This is a genomic window from Neobacillus sp. DZ-9, from assembly GCF_059587065.1.
The window spans coordinates 22,751-40,276 of the sequence record NZ_JCAIOL010000004.1 but is presented as its reverse complement, the minus strand read 5'-3'; the positions used below and the strand labels follow the sequence as shown (position 1 = coordinate 40,276).

16 protein-coding genes are annotated in these 17,526 nt (G+C 39.5%); all 16 read right to left on the bottom strand.

Annotated elements, in window-relative coordinates; translation table 11 throughout:
* Positions 1 to 13: 13 nt before the first annotated feature.
* Positions 14 to 784 (bottom strand): sugar phosphate isomerase/epimerase family protein, encoded by a 771-nt coding sequence (locus tag AC59HZ_RS12140; protein ID WP_496546084.1) that lies wholly within the window; start codon positions 782 to 784, stop codon positions 14 to 16.
* Between the two features lie 32 nt (positions 785 to 816).
* Complete coding sequence (locus tag AC59HZ_RS12135; RefSeq protein WP_496546083.1) at positions 817 to 1,779, bottom strand: acetylxylan esterase; 963 nt, start codon at positions 1,777 to 1,779, stop codon at positions 817 to 819.
* Positions 1,780 to 1,795: 16 nt separating this feature from the next.
* A complete protein-coding gene (locus tag AC59HZ_RS12130; protein WP_496546082.1) occupies positions 1,796 to 2,626 on the bottom strand; it encodes a phytanoyl-CoA dioxygenase family protein in 831 nt (276 codons plus the stop codon).
* 20 nt (positions 2,627 to 2,646) lie between these two features.
* The gene (locus AC59HZ_RS12125) at positions 2,647 to 3,876 is read right to left on the bottom strand and encodes a metallophosphoesterase (protein ID WP_496546081.1); all 1,230 of its coding nucleotides are present in this window, start codon (positions 3,874 to 3,876) and stop codon (positions 2,647 to 2,649) included.
* A 17-nt stretch (positions 3,877 to 3,893) separates the two neighbouring features.
* Positions 3,894 to 4,631 carry an HAD family hydrolase gene (locus AC59HZ_RS12120; protein ID WP_496546080.1) on the bottom strand — a complete coding sequence of 246 codons (738 nt, stop codon included), beginning with the start codon at positions 4,629 to 4,631 and terminating at the stop codon, positions 3,894 to 3,896.
* A 314-nt stretch (positions 4,632 to 4,945) separates the two neighbouring features.
* Positions 4,946 to 5,755 carry an alpha/beta hydrolase gene (locus AC59HZ_RS12115; RefSeq protein WP_496546079.1) on the bottom strand — a complete coding sequence of 270 codons (810 nt, stop codon included), beginning with the start codon at positions 5,753 to 5,755 and terminating at the stop codon, positions 4,946 to 4,948.
* Between the two features lie 21 nt (positions 5,756 to 5,776).
* Complete coding sequence (locus AC59HZ_RS12110; protein ID WP_496546078.1) at positions 5,777 to 7,111, bottom strand: glycoside hydrolase family 30 protein; 1,335 nt, start codon at positions 7,109 to 7,111, stop codon at positions 5,777 to 5,779.
* Between the two features lie 82 nt (positions 7,112 to 7,193).
* Positions 7,194 to 8,183, bottom strand: a complete 990-nt coding sequence (locus AC59HZ_RS12105; protein WP_496546077.1) for a Gfo/Idh/MocA family protein — start codon at positions 8,181 to 8,183, stop codon at positions 7,194 to 7,196.
* A 79-nt stretch (positions 8,184 to 8,262) separates the two neighbouring features.
* Entirely contained in the window at positions 8,263 to 9,105 is an 843-nt protein-coding gene (locus AC59HZ_RS12100) for a phytanoyl-CoA dioxygenase family protein (protein ID WP_496546076.1), read from the bottom strand.
* Between the two features lie 71 nt (positions 9,106 to 9,176).
* Positions 9,177 to 9,974, bottom strand: coding sequence for a glycoside hydrolase family 16 protein (locus AC59HZ_RS12095; protein WP_496546075.1), 798 nt, complete (start codon positions 9,972 to 9,974; stop codon positions 9,177 to 9,179).
* Entirely contained in the window at positions 9,947 to 11,614 is a 1,668-nt protein-coding gene (locus AC59HZ_RS12090; protein WP_496546074.1) for a DUF4091 domain-containing protein, read from the bottom strand. Before AC59HZ_RS12090 ends, AC59HZ_RS12095 begins: the two co-directional genes overlap by 28 nt.
* Positions 11,615 to 11,629: 15 nt before the next feature.
* The gene (locus AC59HZ_RS12085) at positions 11,630 to 13,201 is read right to left on the bottom strand and encodes a DUF4091 domain-containing protein (protein WP_496546073.1); all 1,572 of its coding nucleotides are present in this window, start codon (positions 13,199 to 13,201) and stop codon (positions 11,630 to 11,632) included.
* Between the two features lie 96 nt (positions 13,202 to 13,297).
* On the bottom strand, positions 13,298 to 13,861 hold the full coding sequence (locus AC59HZ_RS12080) for a YesL family protein (protein WP_496546072.1): 564 nt from the start codon (positions 13,859 to 13,861) through the stop codon (positions 13,298 to 13,300).
* Between the two features lie 26 nt (positions 13,862 to 13,887).
* Positions 13,888 to 15,513, bottom strand: a complete 1,626-nt coding sequence (locus tag AC59HZ_RS12075; RefSeq protein WP_496546071.1) for an extracellular solute-binding protein — start codon at positions 15,511 to 15,513, stop codon at positions 13,888 to 13,890.
* Positions 15,514 to 15,539: 26 nt separating this feature from the next.
* Positions 15,540 to 16,412: a carbohydrate ABC transporter permease gene (locus AC59HZ_RS12070; RefSeq protein WP_496546070.1), complete on the bottom strand. Its 873-nt coding sequence runs from the start codon at positions 16,410 to 16,412 to the stop codon at positions 15,540 to 15,542.
* Between the two features lie 20 nt (positions 16,413 to 16,432).
* On the bottom strand, positions 16,433 to 17,344 hold the full coding sequence (locus AC59HZ_RS12065) for an ABC transporter permease (RefSeq protein WP_496546069.1): 912 nt from the start codon (positions 17,342 to 17,344) through the stop codon (positions 16,433 to 16,435).
* Between the last annotated feature and the right edge of the window lie 182 nt (positions 17,345 to 17,526).

The following is a 17,526-nucleotide window of genomic DNA, read 5'->3' as shown; positions in this document are numbered from 1 at the left end:
TCCAATCCCCCTTTTATTTTTTTACGAGATGCGGCAGCTTTGTTCTTAAGTAGTTCAAACTCATTTCAATACTTACAAAAGGTGTACGGCGGCTCATATCCTGCTCAACAACCCACCATTTAACACCGTTTTCATCTCCTGCATTTAGAACGGCTTCAATATCTACACCGCCTGTTCCAAGCTCTGCAAAAAATTGTTCTCCATCTGTTGTCATATCTTTCAAGTGTACAAGGGGCGATCTGTTTTTATAACGGCTCAGCCACTCAACAGGACTTTCACCAGCTTTTGTCAGCCAGTACACATCGAGCTCTGTCTGCACATTGTCTGTGTTTGTATCGTCAAAAATGGCTTCAAGTGCCATTCTCCCATCCGACTGACGTTCTAGTTCAAAATCATGGTTATGGTAAAGAAGAGTTAAACCCTCTTGGCTGCAGGCTTCACCAACTTGATTTAATACCGAAATTAGAGCTTGATAGTCTTCTTCACTTCGACGGTCCGGCATTAAATATGGGCAGACGATATACTTACAGCCTAATATTTTTTGATCTTCAATGACTTGTGCCAAATTGCTTTCCAATTCTTCGAGAGACACATGACTGGAGACGGCCTGAAGACCTAATTGGTCCAATAATGCTCTTACTTCTCTCGGAGCCAATCCGCCATATCCAGCCAATTCAACTCCATCAAAACCAAGCTCCGCCACTTTTTTTAATGTGCCGGGAAAGTCTTTTTCACACTCATTTCGCAATGTGAACATTTGTACTGCTACAGGAATAGACATCATCTTATACCCTCATTTCCATTTAAATGTTTTAGTTAAAACCAATCAGAATAGTGATTCTTTAAAAACGCCAACTTCACTTCTGTTTGCACGGCTCCCCCGCCTTCATGACCATTGAAGGGATAAATGACCATTTGTTTCTCACTGCAAATACGATTATATGTGGCAAAATACATCTGCGCTGGGCAAATTTCATCTTTCAGGGCTACCGAGGCAAGGACTCTGCATTTAATTCTGTCAGCCATATTCATGGTGTCAAAATAGCTTAAAGTTTCCATGACCAAATCCGTTTCACCCGGATGTATCTTAAGATATTCAGCCACACTTGAGAAGGCCCCATGATATCCCTCAATACGACTAACAAGATTGCTATTGCTCGGTACATCAACCATGGCGAGCACTGGTCTATCATCCAATGCGGAGACAGCCATTCCCAGCCCTCCTCCTTGGCTTGTCCCTTCAAGGACGATTTTGGAAGCATCCACTTCCTCTTGACCAATAGCAAAATCAATGGCTTTGACACAATCCATGTAAACCGCCCGGAAATAATATTCATCTTTATCATGGACTCCCCTGCTGGCGTTATTGATTACAAATCCATTTGTGTATGCTGCACTGTTTCCGGTCTTTCCACCTTGATCTCGACAATCCACCGATAGTACGGCTATGCCCATCGTAATCCAATGCATAAAATCGGAAGGCTCTCCTCGACTTCCAGAAAAGCCGTGATAATGAATTAAGCATGGGTATTTATCCTTCTTCATAAATGCAGGTACAATAAACCATCCGCTGATTCTCGTCTCATCCATGCCGTTATAGGAAATATCGTAAACTTTGACATGAGTACTAGGATAATCTAGCAAAACCTTTTCAGCATTTAGAGGAATAGCCTTAGCCTGCTGAATTGTTTTCTTCCAAAATTCATTGAAATCATCCCTCCGCGTCAATGCAGGAAGGTAGTTATAGAAGTCCTTGGTCACATCATCTATATAGCCCATTCCCATTTCCCCTCCGTTATTTACTGCTATATACTAATGGATTCAAATGACTTACAGCTACCTCACCTGGTTTCACTCCTGGTAAGCACTGAGCTAAGTCATTTTTTCGGGCATTGCTGTCTGGTTCAGCAGCAATAGAACCATCTGCATAATAAATAATCGTCATGACCTCTCGCATACGGTCAGTTGGATTTCCTGGAGCATTGTGCATCGTCCAACCGGAATGAAATGTTGCGTCGCCAGCGTCCATTGCACCATAGGTCATTTTTTCGAAACCTTTTCCTTCAATATATTGCTCTAATGTCCGGTGAGACTCATCTGAAATCTCCAGTTTACTGACATATCCCGATTTTTGAGAGCCAGAAGCGAAATTCATGGATCCCATTTCTACTGTAATAGGAACGATTGGCATCCACATTGTGATCGTTTTGTCTGTATCAAACGGCCAATAAATTTGGTCTTGATGCCAGGGGGTGTGTCCGCCGCCCGGTTCCTTGAACAATGCTTGATCATGATAGATCCGCACACCATCAACACCCATCAACTCAGCCGCTACTTTTGCGAATCGGCGGGCCATTACGAAATGTTGAACAATTTCACTTCTTTCCCAAACATTCCCTATCTGAATGAACGCTTTACCATAAGTGCTCCGTTCGTGAATGGGCTTCTTATTATAGTTAAGTTCTTTGACAATATCCCTGATGGCTTTTCCATAAAAGGAAACCTCTTCGGAAGAAGCTAGACTTCTTAAACAAATGTGACCGTTTTTTTGATATTCTTCGATTTGATCTGAATTCAATTCATAACTTTCATTCAAAGATGGAATCTTATCAATTTTCTTACACATCTATTTTCCCTCCAAAAAAATCATAGACCATTTAACGTTTTTCCTAATACTTTAAGAGAGTTGGGGCTTTCATTGCCGTACGAATCTAGTGCATATACTTCAATTTCATACAGTGTGTTAGGCTCCAATCCCTCGAGTGGCAATGTTAATGGATTTGGAATAGGATCTTTGTAGAATTCTGAGAAGGCGAGAAATTGATTTGCTACCTTCCCTGTCTCCGCTTTTTTCATTACTATTTTATAGTCATGGACAAGAAGGGTATCTAGGGCTTGAGTAAATATGATTGTCAAGCCGGTATCCGTTGTATTTTCCTGAACAATGGATAGCATGGAACTTTCATTAAAGAATGGTGCCTCTTTGTGGCGTAACTCTGTATATTTGAAATTCTGTTTATTGACAGGACAGCTGATTTCAAATGGCTGCCCTATCCAATCATTCTTATGGATATCACGGCGATGAAGCAATACTTTGCTGTCATAAACCTCAACAACTATAGCTTGATTCAGGTTATTAGCACCCTCAGGTATTTCTCCTTGAACTCTTCCGCTTTCAAGAAATAAATAAGCACCTGTAGAAGTTCCTATTGAGGTGAAATCTCTTTGATGGATGATTCTAGGATCATCTAAAGGATAATGCGTATGGCCGGAAAACGCGATGACTTGAGGATATTCCTTCAATGTATTGTAGAAAAGATCTCTATTCTCAAAAAAGCCCCATTCACTTCCGTAAACTGTGTTGGTCATTGGGTGATGGTGGAAGACGAAAATCGGTTTGTTCGGATCGTCTGCATTTGCTTCCCTTAACTTTTCCCCCAGCCAGTCAATTTGTTTTGCAGAATACGTTCCTTCTGTTATACCGTCTTCTGTTCCTAGAATAATAAAATGATAGCCTTTAATGACTTTGTGATAATAAATCGATTGAATACCTGTTTTCTCGAAATAACGTTTTTGGGCTTCCTCTGTGGATAATCCATTCCAATAGTCATGATTCCCGATTGCGATCAATGGAACAGCATTTAGTAGTTTTCTAGAATTGTAAGCAGACATAAAGTTATCAAACTCTTGATTTGCTCCTGATTCTGTCAAATCTCCAACAACAACAAATGCATCCTGTTTTGGAGCTAATTGATTCAATTGCTCTAAAGTAGTGATAAATTTTTCTAGTGTATCATTATGTTCTTCATTAATATGTACATCGCTTATTACTGGAAAAATTAAATTCGGTTCATTTCGAGATATATCCCTACTCATTCCATTCCTTCTTTCATTCATTTTCTTTTCTCTTCCCAAATAAACTTGTCGTTTGATTCAATGAGATATTCGACACTAGGAATGACAAAGTGGGCTAACTGACTTAGTTCTTTATAAGAACCAACACCTGACATAACGCCTATTCCATACTTTGCATTACTGTTTTTGGCAAGCTGCATATCAATAACGGTATCCCCAACAATAATCACTTCTTCTCTTTTTAAACGAAACTTGTTACAGAACTTTTCGACTACTTCAGGATCAGGCTTTTTTTTATATAAATCTGCGGTTCCTATAAACTGGACGGCATCCTCAATACTTAATTTTTGTAAACATAGTTTTGTAGGTTCATAGTCATCTGCCGTTGCGATTCCAATAATAATACCCTTATCATTTAAGGTAGAGAATAGTAAACCCAGGTTGCACACCGGTTTAATGTTGTCTATATGCTCCCTTGTCTTATGTAACAATTGATCCGAGAGCCAATGATGCAAATGAGGCATTTCATTTGGCAAGACTCTATTAAATGCTGTGGCAATGTCTAAGGACGTTCCACTGGCAAAATATCCTTTTTCATCAATTTTGCCATTCCTTAATCCTATGGAATCACATAACTTTTCTTTTAAAGCTTTGTTATCCTTATCGCCGATGCTCTCTAGTAACTCTTCGATGACCTCATTTGCAATCTGAAGCCACATTTCATTAAATTTTAATAACGTACCATCTTTATCAAATAAAATACCTTTAATCCCCAACTGTAAAAACCTCCTTACTTACGCTCTGTTAAACTTGGTTGTTGATTTGCGCTCCAGGCGCGAGCGGTTCGCGGGCGTGCTGGGGAGCCTCCTCGGCGCTTTGGCGCCTGCGGGGTCTCCCCTGCCCCGTACTCCCGCAGGAGTCTTCGCGCCCTCCGCTCCAATCAACAGTGTTAAAAAATCAACAATGCCCTTTAACACAGCCTACGCAAAAAAGATAAAAAGCTAGAAAGCACTGCACTGAGTCTTCAATTTTACGTCAGGATTCCTTGCCTTATGATTATTTTATTCCAGTAAATCGGTCACCGAGATGATTAAAGCCCTTTTACCCAGAGTCCTGCCATCTCAATCCAATTAGCCACTTCAGGCTGGAGGGTCCATTCATTATCTTTACCTTTAGTCTCTTCTGTTCCAAGGGATAAACCATGTGCCCCCTTCGGATAAATGTGCATTTCCAAAGGTACTTTATTATTCAGAAGTGCACCTGCAAATAGAAAACTATTTTCAACGGGAACAGCATCGTCTGTATAGGTGTGCCATAGGAATGTTGGTGGTGTATCCGCAGAAACCTGTTTTTCTAGAGAGACTTCATGTAAAAACGTATCATAGTTCTCCCCCAATAACGCAATAAACGAACCTTTGTGAGCATACGTTCCAGAAGTAATAACGGGGTAACTCAACAGAATTCCATTGGGCTTTATCACTTCATTTGAAATCCCTAAACTTTCTGACAAGAAACTTTTATTCCAAAAAACACCTAAGCTTGCCGCTAAGTGACCACCCGCAGAAAAACCGGCAACGATGACCTTATTTACATCGACATTCCATTGTTCAGCATTTTTTCTGATTAGAGCTACTGCCATTGACAGTTCTAGCAGTGCTGTCGGAAAAACAGCCGGACGAACACTATATCTTAAAACACATGCATTAAATCCCATTGCGTTCATTCTAATCGCAATGGGTTCTGCTTCCCGATCAGAAGTAAATTCGTAGCCCCCTCCAGGACAAATAATGATCGTTGGACGTTTTCGACTACTATCAATTTCTGGAGAGTTACTCATAATGTAGGTATATAATTTGGCCTCAGAATGCTCTGTACGAATATCGATTATTTCATGTATCAAACCTTGCTCCACCTCTTCCTTTTAAATAACACCAGTAACGATGGAACTTGCAGGTACGGAAAACTCCGTCACTTGCCCACATAATCGCAGTGCAACCGGTACCTCTTCATGGGAACGATTCAACAGAACGATAACAATTGAACCATTCGGGTTTTTCAAACTAACAACATCCAACTTATCCGTATATTTTGTTGCAGCAATTCGCTTGGCTCCCGGCTCAATATATCGGCTAAAATGACCAATATAAGTGTATGAAAGCTTTTCTTGTACAATATCACTTTCTGTGTCACACATGATCGGAGCATCACAAAAATTGCCTACATAATTCGGACCACCTTCTTTATTGAGAATGATGTTCCAATCAATAAAAGCGTTCATACCGGCATTGATATTTCCGATAATGTCATATGCATACATTTGCGCATTTTCTAACTGTCCTGCCTCACTAAAACGGCTGTATTCCACACAGCCTTCAGTAAAGATCAGTTTCTTTTCCGGGAATTTTTCACGTACCAGCTTTATGGCATCAAAATGTTCACCGGTATACCAATGGAAGGCAATGCCCTGTACCATTTTATTGGTTTCTTCATCAATAATTTCACAGGCTCGTTCAAACATTCTTTCTTTATTGTGGTCCCAAACACAGACCTCAACATCTTCTAATCCATTTTTGACAAGGGCAGGATATAAATAATCACGTAAAAATTCTTTTTCCTGTTCACCCGTGTACAAGCAGGAATCCCATGTCTGTGTGGCATTGGGTTCATTTTGAATGGTAAACATATCAATTGAAAATCCTTTGTTCCGATATTGCTTAATGTAGTGACAAATATACTCAGCCCAGAATTGCCGATATTCCGGTTTCAAAGATTCACCATAAGTTCTTTGTCCATTGGTTTTCATAAAAGCAGGTGGTGACCAAGGTGACAACATGACACTCAGTGCTTTGCCCGCAGTTCGCTCAGCTTCCTTTAATAGAGGAATGATAAACTTTTCATCTCTTTCCATGCTAAAGGAGTTGAAATCAGTATCATCTGGATCATTCATGGCAGCATATTGGCTGACAGAAAAATCACAGCTATCTATGTGAGTACGGACAAGATTATAACGGTTTCCATTTCTTCCAAAATAGGCTTCTAGTATTCTATTTTGATTATCTTTACTCATTAAGGAGAAGGTATAACCTGCCGCCTCCGTAATGGCTCCGCCAAACCCATCAAACGTTTGGTATTCCATGTCAGGATATATGTTAACAACTTTCATTTCGACTCCACCATCACTTGAAAATTCTCTATTACTCTCATAAGTATTCTGGATATCTTCTTGATAGGTGGTGGTTATCAGCTTGATATTCATGCTTATATACTCCTTTAGTGTAAAAATGCTTAGGAATTTCCTATTCCTTCTTGCAAACACCTTATTATTTTCCTATTTATTTTCATATCAGTTCTCTAATAAAAATGGATCGTTGTTCTTTAACAGATAAATTGGAAGCTTCCATCAGTTTCGTCAAATCAATCGCTAGCGCAATATTCTCCTCCGCTTCTGTCCCATTCATAATGTGACCGATCCATTGACAGAATGCGGATTCCCTTGGCTGCGGCAAAGTGATCTCTTCCCAAGCTGACGATTTAGATTTGGTACTGCGGATAAGCATTTTTGGTTCAGGGGTACCATACAACAAGGAGCCCTCAGTTCCATGGATTTCAACTGTAAAAGGAGAGTGGCTATTGACAAAGCTAGTCTCTGCAATCGCTATCGACCCATTTGAATAGCTGAAAACAGAAACAGCATTGTCCTCCACTTCTTTTTCTGTCATATAGCCGTAGCTGGCGTTTACACTTTCCGGCATGCCCATGAACAATCTATTCAGATAAACTGGATGACAGCCAAGATCAATAAGCGCCCCTCCGCCGCATTGTTCTAAATTATAGAAGTGCTCAGGAAGCCAGCCAGCAATCGCACCATTATGGGCAACACGAACCCGTACAAGTGTTAGTTCTCCAAGTACGCCTTCGCGAATGACATTTTGAACTGCAAACGTATAACTGTCATTCAGTCTTGGCAGGGAGACAGTTAATTTAACTCCTGTTTCCTGAACGGCTGCCAGAATCTGATTTGCTTCTTTCAATGTAGGTGCGATTACTTTCTCGGTAAAGATGTGCTTCCCCGCCCTCGCCGATTTGACAATGACTTCTTGATGTCTATTTGTTGGCGCCGTCACAATAACGCAATCAATGCCGGGATCCTGCATCAAATCATCCAAATCTTCTATGAATGGCACACCCAACTGATTTGCCGCCTCTCTGCCGCGTGCTGGCAGCTCATCCCAGATAGCGGCAATTTCCGTTTCGGGGTGATTTAGAGCGTCATTGGCATAATCTTTAGCATGTACGTGCCAGTAGCTTAAAATAGCTACACGAATCATGTGCGTATCTCTCCTTATCCTATGAATAATTGAATTTTGACATCTCTATATTTCAAATATTATTAATCTACAAATGGCCTCAAATTGTACATTCCCAAGGCTTTTTAATAGGGCTTCCAATTCTCTCCATTCTAAAAAGTTCCTGTGCTTTCTTAGGCAGCTTGTCATAAGTTTCTTGCGGAATTGGGATGGAGGAACCTGCAGCATACCAGCTTCTGTTGAAGGTCATGGCAAGATTGGTCCTTCGATCATTTGAACGATTCGGTGTTCCACGGTGCCACATTCGAATATCACGAATTAGAATTGAACCTGCCGACATAAACACTTTCTCTGAATACATATGCTCCGCCGCGCGTACGATGTGCAAATGCGGATTCACACTGTTATTCAATGTGTCATGATTGGAACGATCCGGATTTTGGTGCGTCCCGCCGGGCCAGACTTCGAGCGGTCCATTCTCTTCGGTAACATCCACTAATGGGATATTTAAAACGAGACTGAAAACCGGCAGAGGAATGGCCAACTCAGGAAATAGCGGCATAATATCACAGTGAGCATTTTGATAATCTGATCCTGGCATCGGCGTATCAGACGCAAAGTAATTACAATGGTTATTCTTCCCTAGAAGCTGATCGATCACGGATGTGGCAATTGGATTACAGATAATGTCTTCATCTATGAAAGGCTCTATGAAAGGCAAAAACATTTGTGCACGATTTGTTCCAGTATTGTACCCTTTTCGTTCTATATATTCATCGAACAACGGGTCAAAATGGCTGCGGATATGGTTGATCTTCTCTTCCGAAATCACTTTATCAAAAACGATATAGCCGTTTGCTTTAACTTGCTCTACTGCAATTTCAAGTGTTTCTGGATTTAGTTGTTTTGTTGCTTTTTCTTTCTCCGTTAGTTGAATTTTCATTGTTTTCCCTCCAATGATTTATTCATAAAGTCGCTAAATAGAAAGATAGATTCATTGAATCTATGGAATATTCATTCATGTCCGCAGTAATTCCCGTCTTCAGGCTGATAAATCCTTATATAATCCACTTCCAACGTCTGAGGAAATACGGTTTCTTCATTCGGATACCCCGGCCAGTTCCCACCGACTGCTAAATTAAGCATTAAATAAAAGGGTTTGTTGAATGGGGCAGGGTAAGGTTGATTCTCTGAAGCTGCATCTTTACGGGTATACCATTCACTGCTCTTGTAATACAATTTACCATCGATATACCAGCGCATTTCCGTCGGTGTCCAATCCAGGGTAAACGTGTGAAAATCATCAGCAAACATTCCATTTTTCAGTATAAAGTCTCCACCTTTATAATAATGGGGATTTCCCATATGCAGTGTCCCATGTACTTTGTTTGGTTCGTGGCCGCAAAGCTCCATGATGTCTATCTCGCCGCAGCTCGGCCATTCTCCATGAATATCAAGATCTGCCGGCATCATCCAGAAAGCTGGCCAGATGCCTTGACCATATGGCAGTTTGGCACGGATTTCAAAACGGCCATAAGTCCAGTGCTCTTTACCGCGAGTGACCAGTTTTGCTGAAGTGTATGGACTGCCCTTATATTCTTCTTTCAATGCTTTAATGATCAACTTGCCGTCTTCGATATAAGCATTTCTTTTTTCTTTCGTATAGTACTGCAATTCGTTATTTCCCCAACCATGCCCATCGATATCATAGTCCCATTTCGACAAATCGATATCAGGTCCGGTAAATTCTTCGCTCCAAACCAATTTCCATCCATTATCTGCTGTTAATTTGATAGCGTTCTCGCTTCCCATAACACACCCTCCTTCACCGCTGCGTTACGAATCGCATGATTAATTGTTTCTCTGACGGAAAGCAGCCATTGATCGTCCTTTGGATAATGAGTAAAGTCTAGAGGCATGGCCTCCTCAATAATAGCTTCCACGGCTTTACGCCCTGCCAATTTTTCAAGCGCCACACAGGCAGCGATGTCTTGAAACGCCTGCTGCATCAGCTTTAACCGTATGGAACTTACAGGCCCATTCTTCCCTGGATAGACTAAGAATGCGTCCCCAGATGGGAATCCACGGTCAGCGTCTGTATTTAAATATGGATTTATATCCATATTTAAGCACTTGTGACCGTACCAATGGTTATAACCCCAATGTAAGAATCCTTTCACACCTGCTTTATATAATTGAAGGCCAATGACTCGAGTGCGTATACCCGGCATATTCATGAAACGATTCGATAAGCCATCTTTATACTCACAACAACAATAGTACGCCCAGAGATTTTCCACATTGTTTTCAATGAATTTTGAGATATGCTCCGTTGAAGCTACTGGTACATCCACTAGACCTCTTTCATAAAAATCATAATCCGATAACGCATCGAATACCGGCGCATTGAACCCAATCTCCTTGATGATGTTTCGTGCAACGCTATAGTGCTCGATATTGCTCGTATTCGGCTCATCAGAGATATGGAAATGGCATAGCTCTTCCCAATCTTTTTCTTGTAAAAATCCTTGAAGTGATTTTAGGAATGCCTTCAAAAACTCTTTATAGTCGTCTGAGTCCGCACGGGTATGCCACCCAAAAATCTTCGTTTCTACTCCATCCACATCCGCATAGATTTTCGGTGCATATTCAGCTCCCCATTGAGAGAACAAATGCGTCATTTCAAAATATTTCATACCTTTTTCTAAACACATCGTCATAAAACGATCGAGTAATTTGAAATCAAAAGCGTACACACCTGAATCTTTCCTGATTCGAACCAGCTGCACTGTGGGACGATCTCCACCAACATACATTTCAAGTGCAGGTGAGAAAAGCGGTGTTAGAATCATATTAATTTCATGCTCTACATAATTTTCAATGTAATTTTCAATAAGTTTGAAATGTTCCTCAGAAAGCATTTCTACGTTGTGTTGATCCGCGATGCAATCAAAATAAAACCATTCAGTACGCTTTAGCCCATGATCAGCCATTTCTACGTTCAGTAAGTCGAGGGTGAACACTTCGGGTGAAACCGTTTTGTTCTCGTGAACTACATTTAGTCCAATCTCATATATTCCTTTTTCTAAACCCTTTGTGTTTACATAAACCCAGAAACTATTCCACTGTTCATGAACAGCATGGATTTTATTTCCTGGATAAATTGGATCCGGATAAAGCCCAGGTGTCGTGCGCAAAAGATAGCTGTCATGATCGCGATAGTTAGGCATATTAGAAGGTACGAGCCCCACATGTCCAATTTCCACCCGGTCTTTGATTTCTGAATTTATTTCTATCGTTAAATTATGTGTAAGCTCCATTGTTTTTACTGCTAGTTGGAACGAAACATACTCATTAATTAACGCCGTCGTACGGTTATAACAGCTTGCATTCAAATCTACATCAGGAAAAACTTTTTCAAGTGGACTAATTAATCTCGTTTCAAACTTCATAAAGAACCACCTTTATTAAATTTTTTCTTCAAGTGCACTCAAAATCTTTACACGAACTTCTTCAAAATGTGTTGTATCCTCATTTGGCTTGTCAAAAGATTCTAGGCAACTTTTACACAATTCATCAGCCAGCGCCTTGTCTTTTTTAGCAAGCATGTTAAGCAGTTCGTAATCCTGAACGCCTGCTCTCATGGCTTCCAATCGCATACTTCCCCAAGGCATGTTTCCACCTGGATAGGAGATATGCGTGTCACCCGGCGGGAAGAAAAGATTCTCGTGATTGAAAGGATCCGCTTCCTCACACCAGTTAAAACCCCAGTGCAGGTAGCCTTTCATATCATATCGATAGTTCCCCCAATGCAATAAACGCGTTCGAATGAGCGGCATGTCCCAAAGACGATTCAAATAGTGACCACCCGGGAAGCAGCATGTATAAAACCATAACTCATCGCCATTTTTTCTTATACGTTCAAACGTATCCATATTTTCGTTATAGTAATTGTTCTTTGGAATCCAAATATCCACCGCTCCATCTAGATCGTACGTTTCTACAGCTTCCATCAAGGGAACGCCTGGTAAGTGTTTTCGCACAATACTCGACAGAATACGATACTCATCTTTACAACTATCAATTGGTTCGTCACCAACATGTTGGTGTAGAATTTCCAGCCAGTGGTTTTCCTCTAAGAAAGTCTTCCATGCTTTTAAATATTGGCTCACAAAGTCGTATCCTTCAGGGGATCTTGCAGGAACGCGATTTTCCAGAATATCAACAACGAAAGTTGAATCCCCAAAATTATTGCGGACATACAATAGATTACCTTCAATATGTGTAAAACCTTTTGAAAGAAACATTTCTATCAGGCGTTTTGTACGGTCAAACTTAAACACGTAAGTTCCATCATCAAGTTTAGTAACTTCACGGATTTCGTTCGGAATCCAAAAGTGAGTTTGTAGGGTTCTCGCCATTAATTCAGCATATTTGTCTATCATGGCCCAGTGTTCTTCAGACCACATTTCCAAATCATGCTGCGTCGCAATATTATCAACTCTGTACCAATTTGAAATATACAAACTCTTATCTTTTGGAATAGATACATTAAATACCTTTAAATTTATTGGGATTAAAACACACTTCTCCCCAACCATAAGTTCAAGATTAAAAACATGTTCTTTAGCACATACACACTCATCTACATAAAACGCTAAATAAAGTGCTTCTGTTGGTGTTTTAACTTCTAATTCACCAGGTATAATCGGTTGAAGGGCATCATTCACACGGAATGGAGCCTTCCTGGTCGTGTAGCCTTCCGCTGACTCGCCTTCCTCTTCGTTTACACAGAAACTTACTGGACCTGTGTTTTTCTCACATAGCACATCAATCTGTTTGTAGACTTCTAATGAAATACCTGTTGGCAGAGGACAACTCCATTTATACTTGGCACCAATTTCTACATTATTCAGCAAGATTTGAGTTGAAACATAGGCTGCCTTTGCCGAATTGAGTTGAACTTCTTTAACTCCGAGCTTTGAAACAAAACTATCACTATACAGCCATTCATTTTGGTTTACGACTTGATATTCCATTAATATAGCAACCTCATACATTATTTATTAAGAATATTGTCCATTTACAAAAATAGTGAGCCATATAAATTACCATGACTCACTACTTAAGAGTAATTAATTCTTTGTAAAAATCTTCGAAAGTGTACCTGTATTAAGCTTTAAAAAAACAAACATATAGGTTGAAAATAGGCCTAGTACGATAAATATTGGGAAGGTGCTCCACAATACAATACCTACAAGTAACCCCGCTAGGACAGGAATAATTGTTTTGTAAAAATACGCAAGTGAATAAAAAAATGCTACTCTGAAAACATGCAATGTCTTTACTTCATAAGACAAAATTACCAAATAATTAATCATGTTAAACGATACAATCAATGATGAGATAAATAGAGTGATAAAATTAATTCCACTTCTCAAAAGAAAATAAGTAGAAAGAAGCGAGAATAAGCTGACAACAAATGCTATTAGAGACTGCTTCCAGATCCTCTTATTGAGCTTCATGTTATAGAAAACCTTACGATCCTCTACAAGGTTTAGGACACAATGGCATAAGTAAAGCAAAGCCACCGGTATAGTGAAAATGGGAATAGAAATGAGGTTAAAGAGTACGTTCAAGGCAATCAGCTGTACAATTAGTGACAACAATCCATAAAACTTTCCCTCAATACTAAACATTTCTATTCCCTCTTTCAGCTTAAAATCTATTGGCCTTTTTTAATGTTGTACTCAATTTGCTTGTTTCTTTCATCTGTGATTTGCTTCCAACCTGTAGACTCTCTATATGACTTAAAATCTTTAAAAGACTTTGCAACCTCAGAGTCAGATTTCGCACTTAAAATACTTGCAGCAGTTTGTGCCCAGTTTTGATTGATTTTATTTAGATTTCTTACAGATTCTTTAGATAACATTGCATCTAGGTTAGTAATTTTACCTGGGAAGAATAAATAATCCTGAGTCCATTCCTTTTGTTGCATCAATGCTGCCGGGAATTGACTTGATCCCATTTGTCTTGATAATAACGCACTATCAGTAACCCAAGGGTGAGAGCCTAATCCGATTTCAGTTTCATATTTAGACGGATCAGTTTGTTTTAAAGTAAGCAGATCTTGGTTAAGCACAGGCTTGCCATCTACCATTTTATAAGTCTTTCCTTCTCTACCGTAGTTCATTACATTATCGCCCTCAGGACTAGTTAAATAGGTTAACAATTCCATTGCCTTTTCAGGGTTCTTAGCTTTCTTAGAAATGAACGTTAATGTCCATCCTTGAAGTGATGGACCTTGTACGATTGTCTTCCTTCCAATAGTAGAGGCCGGGCCATTTACAGCAATATATGGAGCATCTGGAGACTTCAAACTTCTTTGGCTCATTGGATCAGTATCACCAATGATGTTTGGCTGGAAATATGCAAAATAACTTCCGTTGATAACTTGTGCATTGTTGTTATCATCATTCATTGTTAACATGTCACGGTCGGTTAAACCATCGCGACGTGCTTGAGAAAGTGTGCTGAACCATTTTTGAAAATCTTTATCCATATAGCGGTCGTATTGCTTGTCATTTTTTGTTAATGGAACTCCAATCATATCAGCAAGCATGTCGCTAAAAATTCTGTTGTCTTCTGGAGTTAACATCGGCCAAGTTCCAAGTGGAACAATTGGTTTCCCGCTGTCATCTTTTAATCCTAATTCTTGCACTTTCTTAAGGGCTGCAATGAATCCTTCAGGGGTAGACATGTCTGGCTTACCAATTTGTTCGTAAATGTCTTTACGAACTAGGAAAGCCTCATTTCCATAAAGTCCACCTTTTTCATAATCTGCTTTTGTTGTTGCATAGTTTGGATAACCATATAGATGTCCGTCTTTTGTTGTGTAGTATTTTGTTACTTCATCTTTAGAAGCACCATTATAGAAATATGGGTCATATTCTTTTGATAAAACATCTAAAGGAAGTGCCCATTTAGCTGCATCTTGTACTAGCGGATCTGCTCCATCTAGTGTGATAATGTCAGGAAGGTCTCCCGATGCCATTTTCGTATTAAGGTTTTCACTTGTTCCAGCTTGGTAGGTAATACTTACGTTTGTGTCCTCTGTAATAAACTTCGTTGCGTAATCCTTGCCCCACTTTTGTGCAAACCAATCATAGTTCACATACCAAGTTAGGTGCGCTTTTTCTTTGTCTTTTTTCCAACTTGGAGTGTCTTTGCTTACTGAAATCTTTGCCTTTGGAAGGTTATAAGAATCGCCGCTTGCATTCTTACTTCCTTCACAACCAACCAATGATAATCCGCAGACCATTATTAATGAGGTAACCAGAGCTTTCTTCATGTGTAAGTCTCCCCTTTTGTTTTTGTTTATTCTTTCACTCCGCCAACTAACATTCCACTTATGAAATATCGTTGTAAGAATGGATAAACCATGATAATTGGTAGTGTTGTTACAACCATCGTTGCTTGTTGCAAGGATTGAGTTGTAAAAGCATTCGCAATGTAAACGCCAGCCTTAGCAGATGTTGCTGCTACCGAAGATGTTAAGACTTTGTATAAGAAAAACGAAATTGGGTACAAATCCGGATTAGTAATATACAACTTTGTTGTAAAGAAGTCGTTCCACTGGTATACACCATGGAAAAGCGCAATTGTAGAAAAAACCGGAAGTGAAAGCGGTACAATAATCTTGAAAAAGATTTGGAAAAATCCTGCACCATCTATCTTTGCAGATTCCTCCAAAGAATCTGGTAACCCTTTAAAGAAATTCATAAATATAATCATGTCATAGAAACTGAATAGGGAAGGGACGATATATACCCAAAAGCTGTTCAATAATCCTAGACTCTTGATTACTAAAAATGTAGGAATCATACCACCACCAAAGAACATAGTAACGATACCCATTTTGATGAAGAAATTTCTTCCCTTTAAATTAGTTTTACTCATTGCATAAGCGGCAGCCCCAGTCACCACCAGGTGTCCAAAAACACCAACTACCGTTTTTAAAACTGAAATGCCAAGCGCATGATATATTTTAGAATCCTTCAGGATCGTCTGATAGTTCACTAGCGTAAACTTTCTTGGGAAGAACGTAACTCCTCCCCGCATAGCATCCATTCCATCATTAAACGACAGAGCTAATATGTTTATTAATGGAAAAATAATCAATGCAAGAAAGAAAATCATAAACGAGATATTAAAAATATTAAAAATCTTTTCTCCTTTTGATAGTTTCATATTCAGACCTCCCTCCTTATTTAGAAAATAGATGCCTTATTAATTTTCCGTGTCGCCAAATTGGCTAGGAGGAGAAGTATGACTGACACAACTGAAGTAAATAACCCTATTGCTGCTGCGTAAGAAAAATCACCATTCCCTAGACCTAAGTGATAGACAAACAGATCTAAAACTTCGCTTCGTGGCATGTTCAATGAATTTTGCAGTACCAAACCTTGTTCGAAGTTAGAACCAAGGACACCACTTACTCGAAGTACAAGCATAAGTACAACGATTTGACTAATACCTGGCAATGTAATGTGCCATATTCTGCGAATTTTTCCGGCGCCATCAACCTTAGCTGCCTCGTACAATGTCGGGTCAATTCCAGACATTGCTGCCAGATATAGAATCGTCCCCCATCCAACTTCTTTCCATATGTCAGACAATGTCGCAATTCCCCAATAGTTATTTGGATTTGACAAAAATTCTATTGGCTTCGAAACAAGATGCAATGACATTAGGATATTGTTCAATAGACCTGCTGCACTCAACCACGAAATAACCATTCCACCTAGTATTACCCAAGATAAAAAGTGCGGAAGATACGAAACCGTCTGTGCAAATTTTTTAAACATCCCCACTCTTAATTCATTAATTAGGAGTGCAAGGATTATTTCTGCAGGAAACCCAATGAGAAGTTTCACAAGACTAATACCTAGAGTATTGAAAAGTACATTGTAGAAATCCTTGTCCCCTAAAAATGCTTGGAAATTTTGGAACCCTACGAACTCTGATCCTGTAAAGCCATCGAGTGGAGAGTAGTTTTGGAAAACGATGATAATCCCAAACATCGGGATATACGCAAACAGAATCATTAAAATAATGCTTGGCCAAACCATAGCTTGCAGCTGCCATTGAGAAAAGAATTTATCTTTAGATTTATGCTTCACCTTTATACCGCCTTTCGTAAGGCTATAAAACCTTAGCTCCCCATTTTCGTATGCGCTATTTTTACAGCTGTTATTTTCGGTATATGTTACGCAGTGCTATAGATATTCAATATAATTAATTAATATTATTAAATATAGCCCTGCGCAACATCACATTCTTATTAACAAAACAGTAGGGTTTA

Bases quoted from the DNA above. Each gene is read 5' to 3' on its own strand.
- AC59HZ_RS12140 (WP_496546084.1), bottom strand. From the start codon at position 784: ATGATGTCTATTCCTGTAGCAGTACAAATGTTCACATTGCGAAATGAG.
- AC59HZ_RS12135 (WP_496546083.1), bottom strand. From the start codon at position 1,779: ATGGGCTATATAGATGATGTGACCAAGGACTTCTATAACTACCTTCCT.
- AC59HZ_RS12130 (WP_496546082.1), bottom strand. From the start codon at position 2,626: ATGTGTAAGAAAATTGATAAGATTCCATCTTTGAATGAAAGTTATGAA.
- AC59HZ_RS12125 (WP_496546081.1), bottom strand. From the start codon at position 3,876: ATGAGTAGGGATATATCTCGAAATGAACCGAATTTAATTTTTCCAGTA.
- AC59HZ_RS12110 (WP_496546078.1), bottom strand. From the start codon at position 7,111: ATGAATATCAAGCTGATAACCACCACCTATCAAGAAGATATCCAGAAT.
- AC59HZ_RS12105 (WP_496546077.1), bottom strand. From the start codon at position 8,183: ATGATTCGTGTAGCTATTTTAAGCTACTGGCACGTACATGCTAAAGAT.
- AC59HZ_RS12100 (WP_496546076.1), bottom strand. From the start codon at position 9,105: ATGAAAATTCAACTAACGGAGAAAGAAAAAGCAACAAAACAACTAAAT.
- AC59HZ_RS12095 (WP_496546075.1), bottom strand. From the start codon at position 9,974: ATGGGAAGCGAGAACGCTATCAAATTAACAGCAGATAATGGATGGAAA.
- AC59HZ_RS12090 (WP_496546074.1), bottom strand. From the start codon at position 11,614: ATGAAGTTTGAAACGAGATTAATTAGTCCACTTGAAAAAGTTTTTCCT.
- AC59HZ_RS12085 (WP_496546073.1), bottom strand. From the start codon at position 13,201: ATGGAATATCAAGTCGTAAACCAAAATGAATGGCTGTATAGTGATAGT.
- AC59HZ_RS12080 (WP_496546072.1), bottom strand. From the start codon at position 13,861: ATGTTTAGTATTGAGGGAAAGTTTTATGGATTGTTGTCACTAATTGTA.
- AC59HZ_RS12075 (WP_496546071.1), bottom strand. From the start codon at position 15,513: ATGAAGAAAGCTCTGGTTACCTCATTAATAATGGTCTGCGGATTATCA.
- AC59HZ_RS12070 (WP_496546070.1), bottom strand. From the start codon at position 16,412: ATGAAACTATCAAAAGGAGAAAAGATTTTTAATATTTTTAATATCTCG.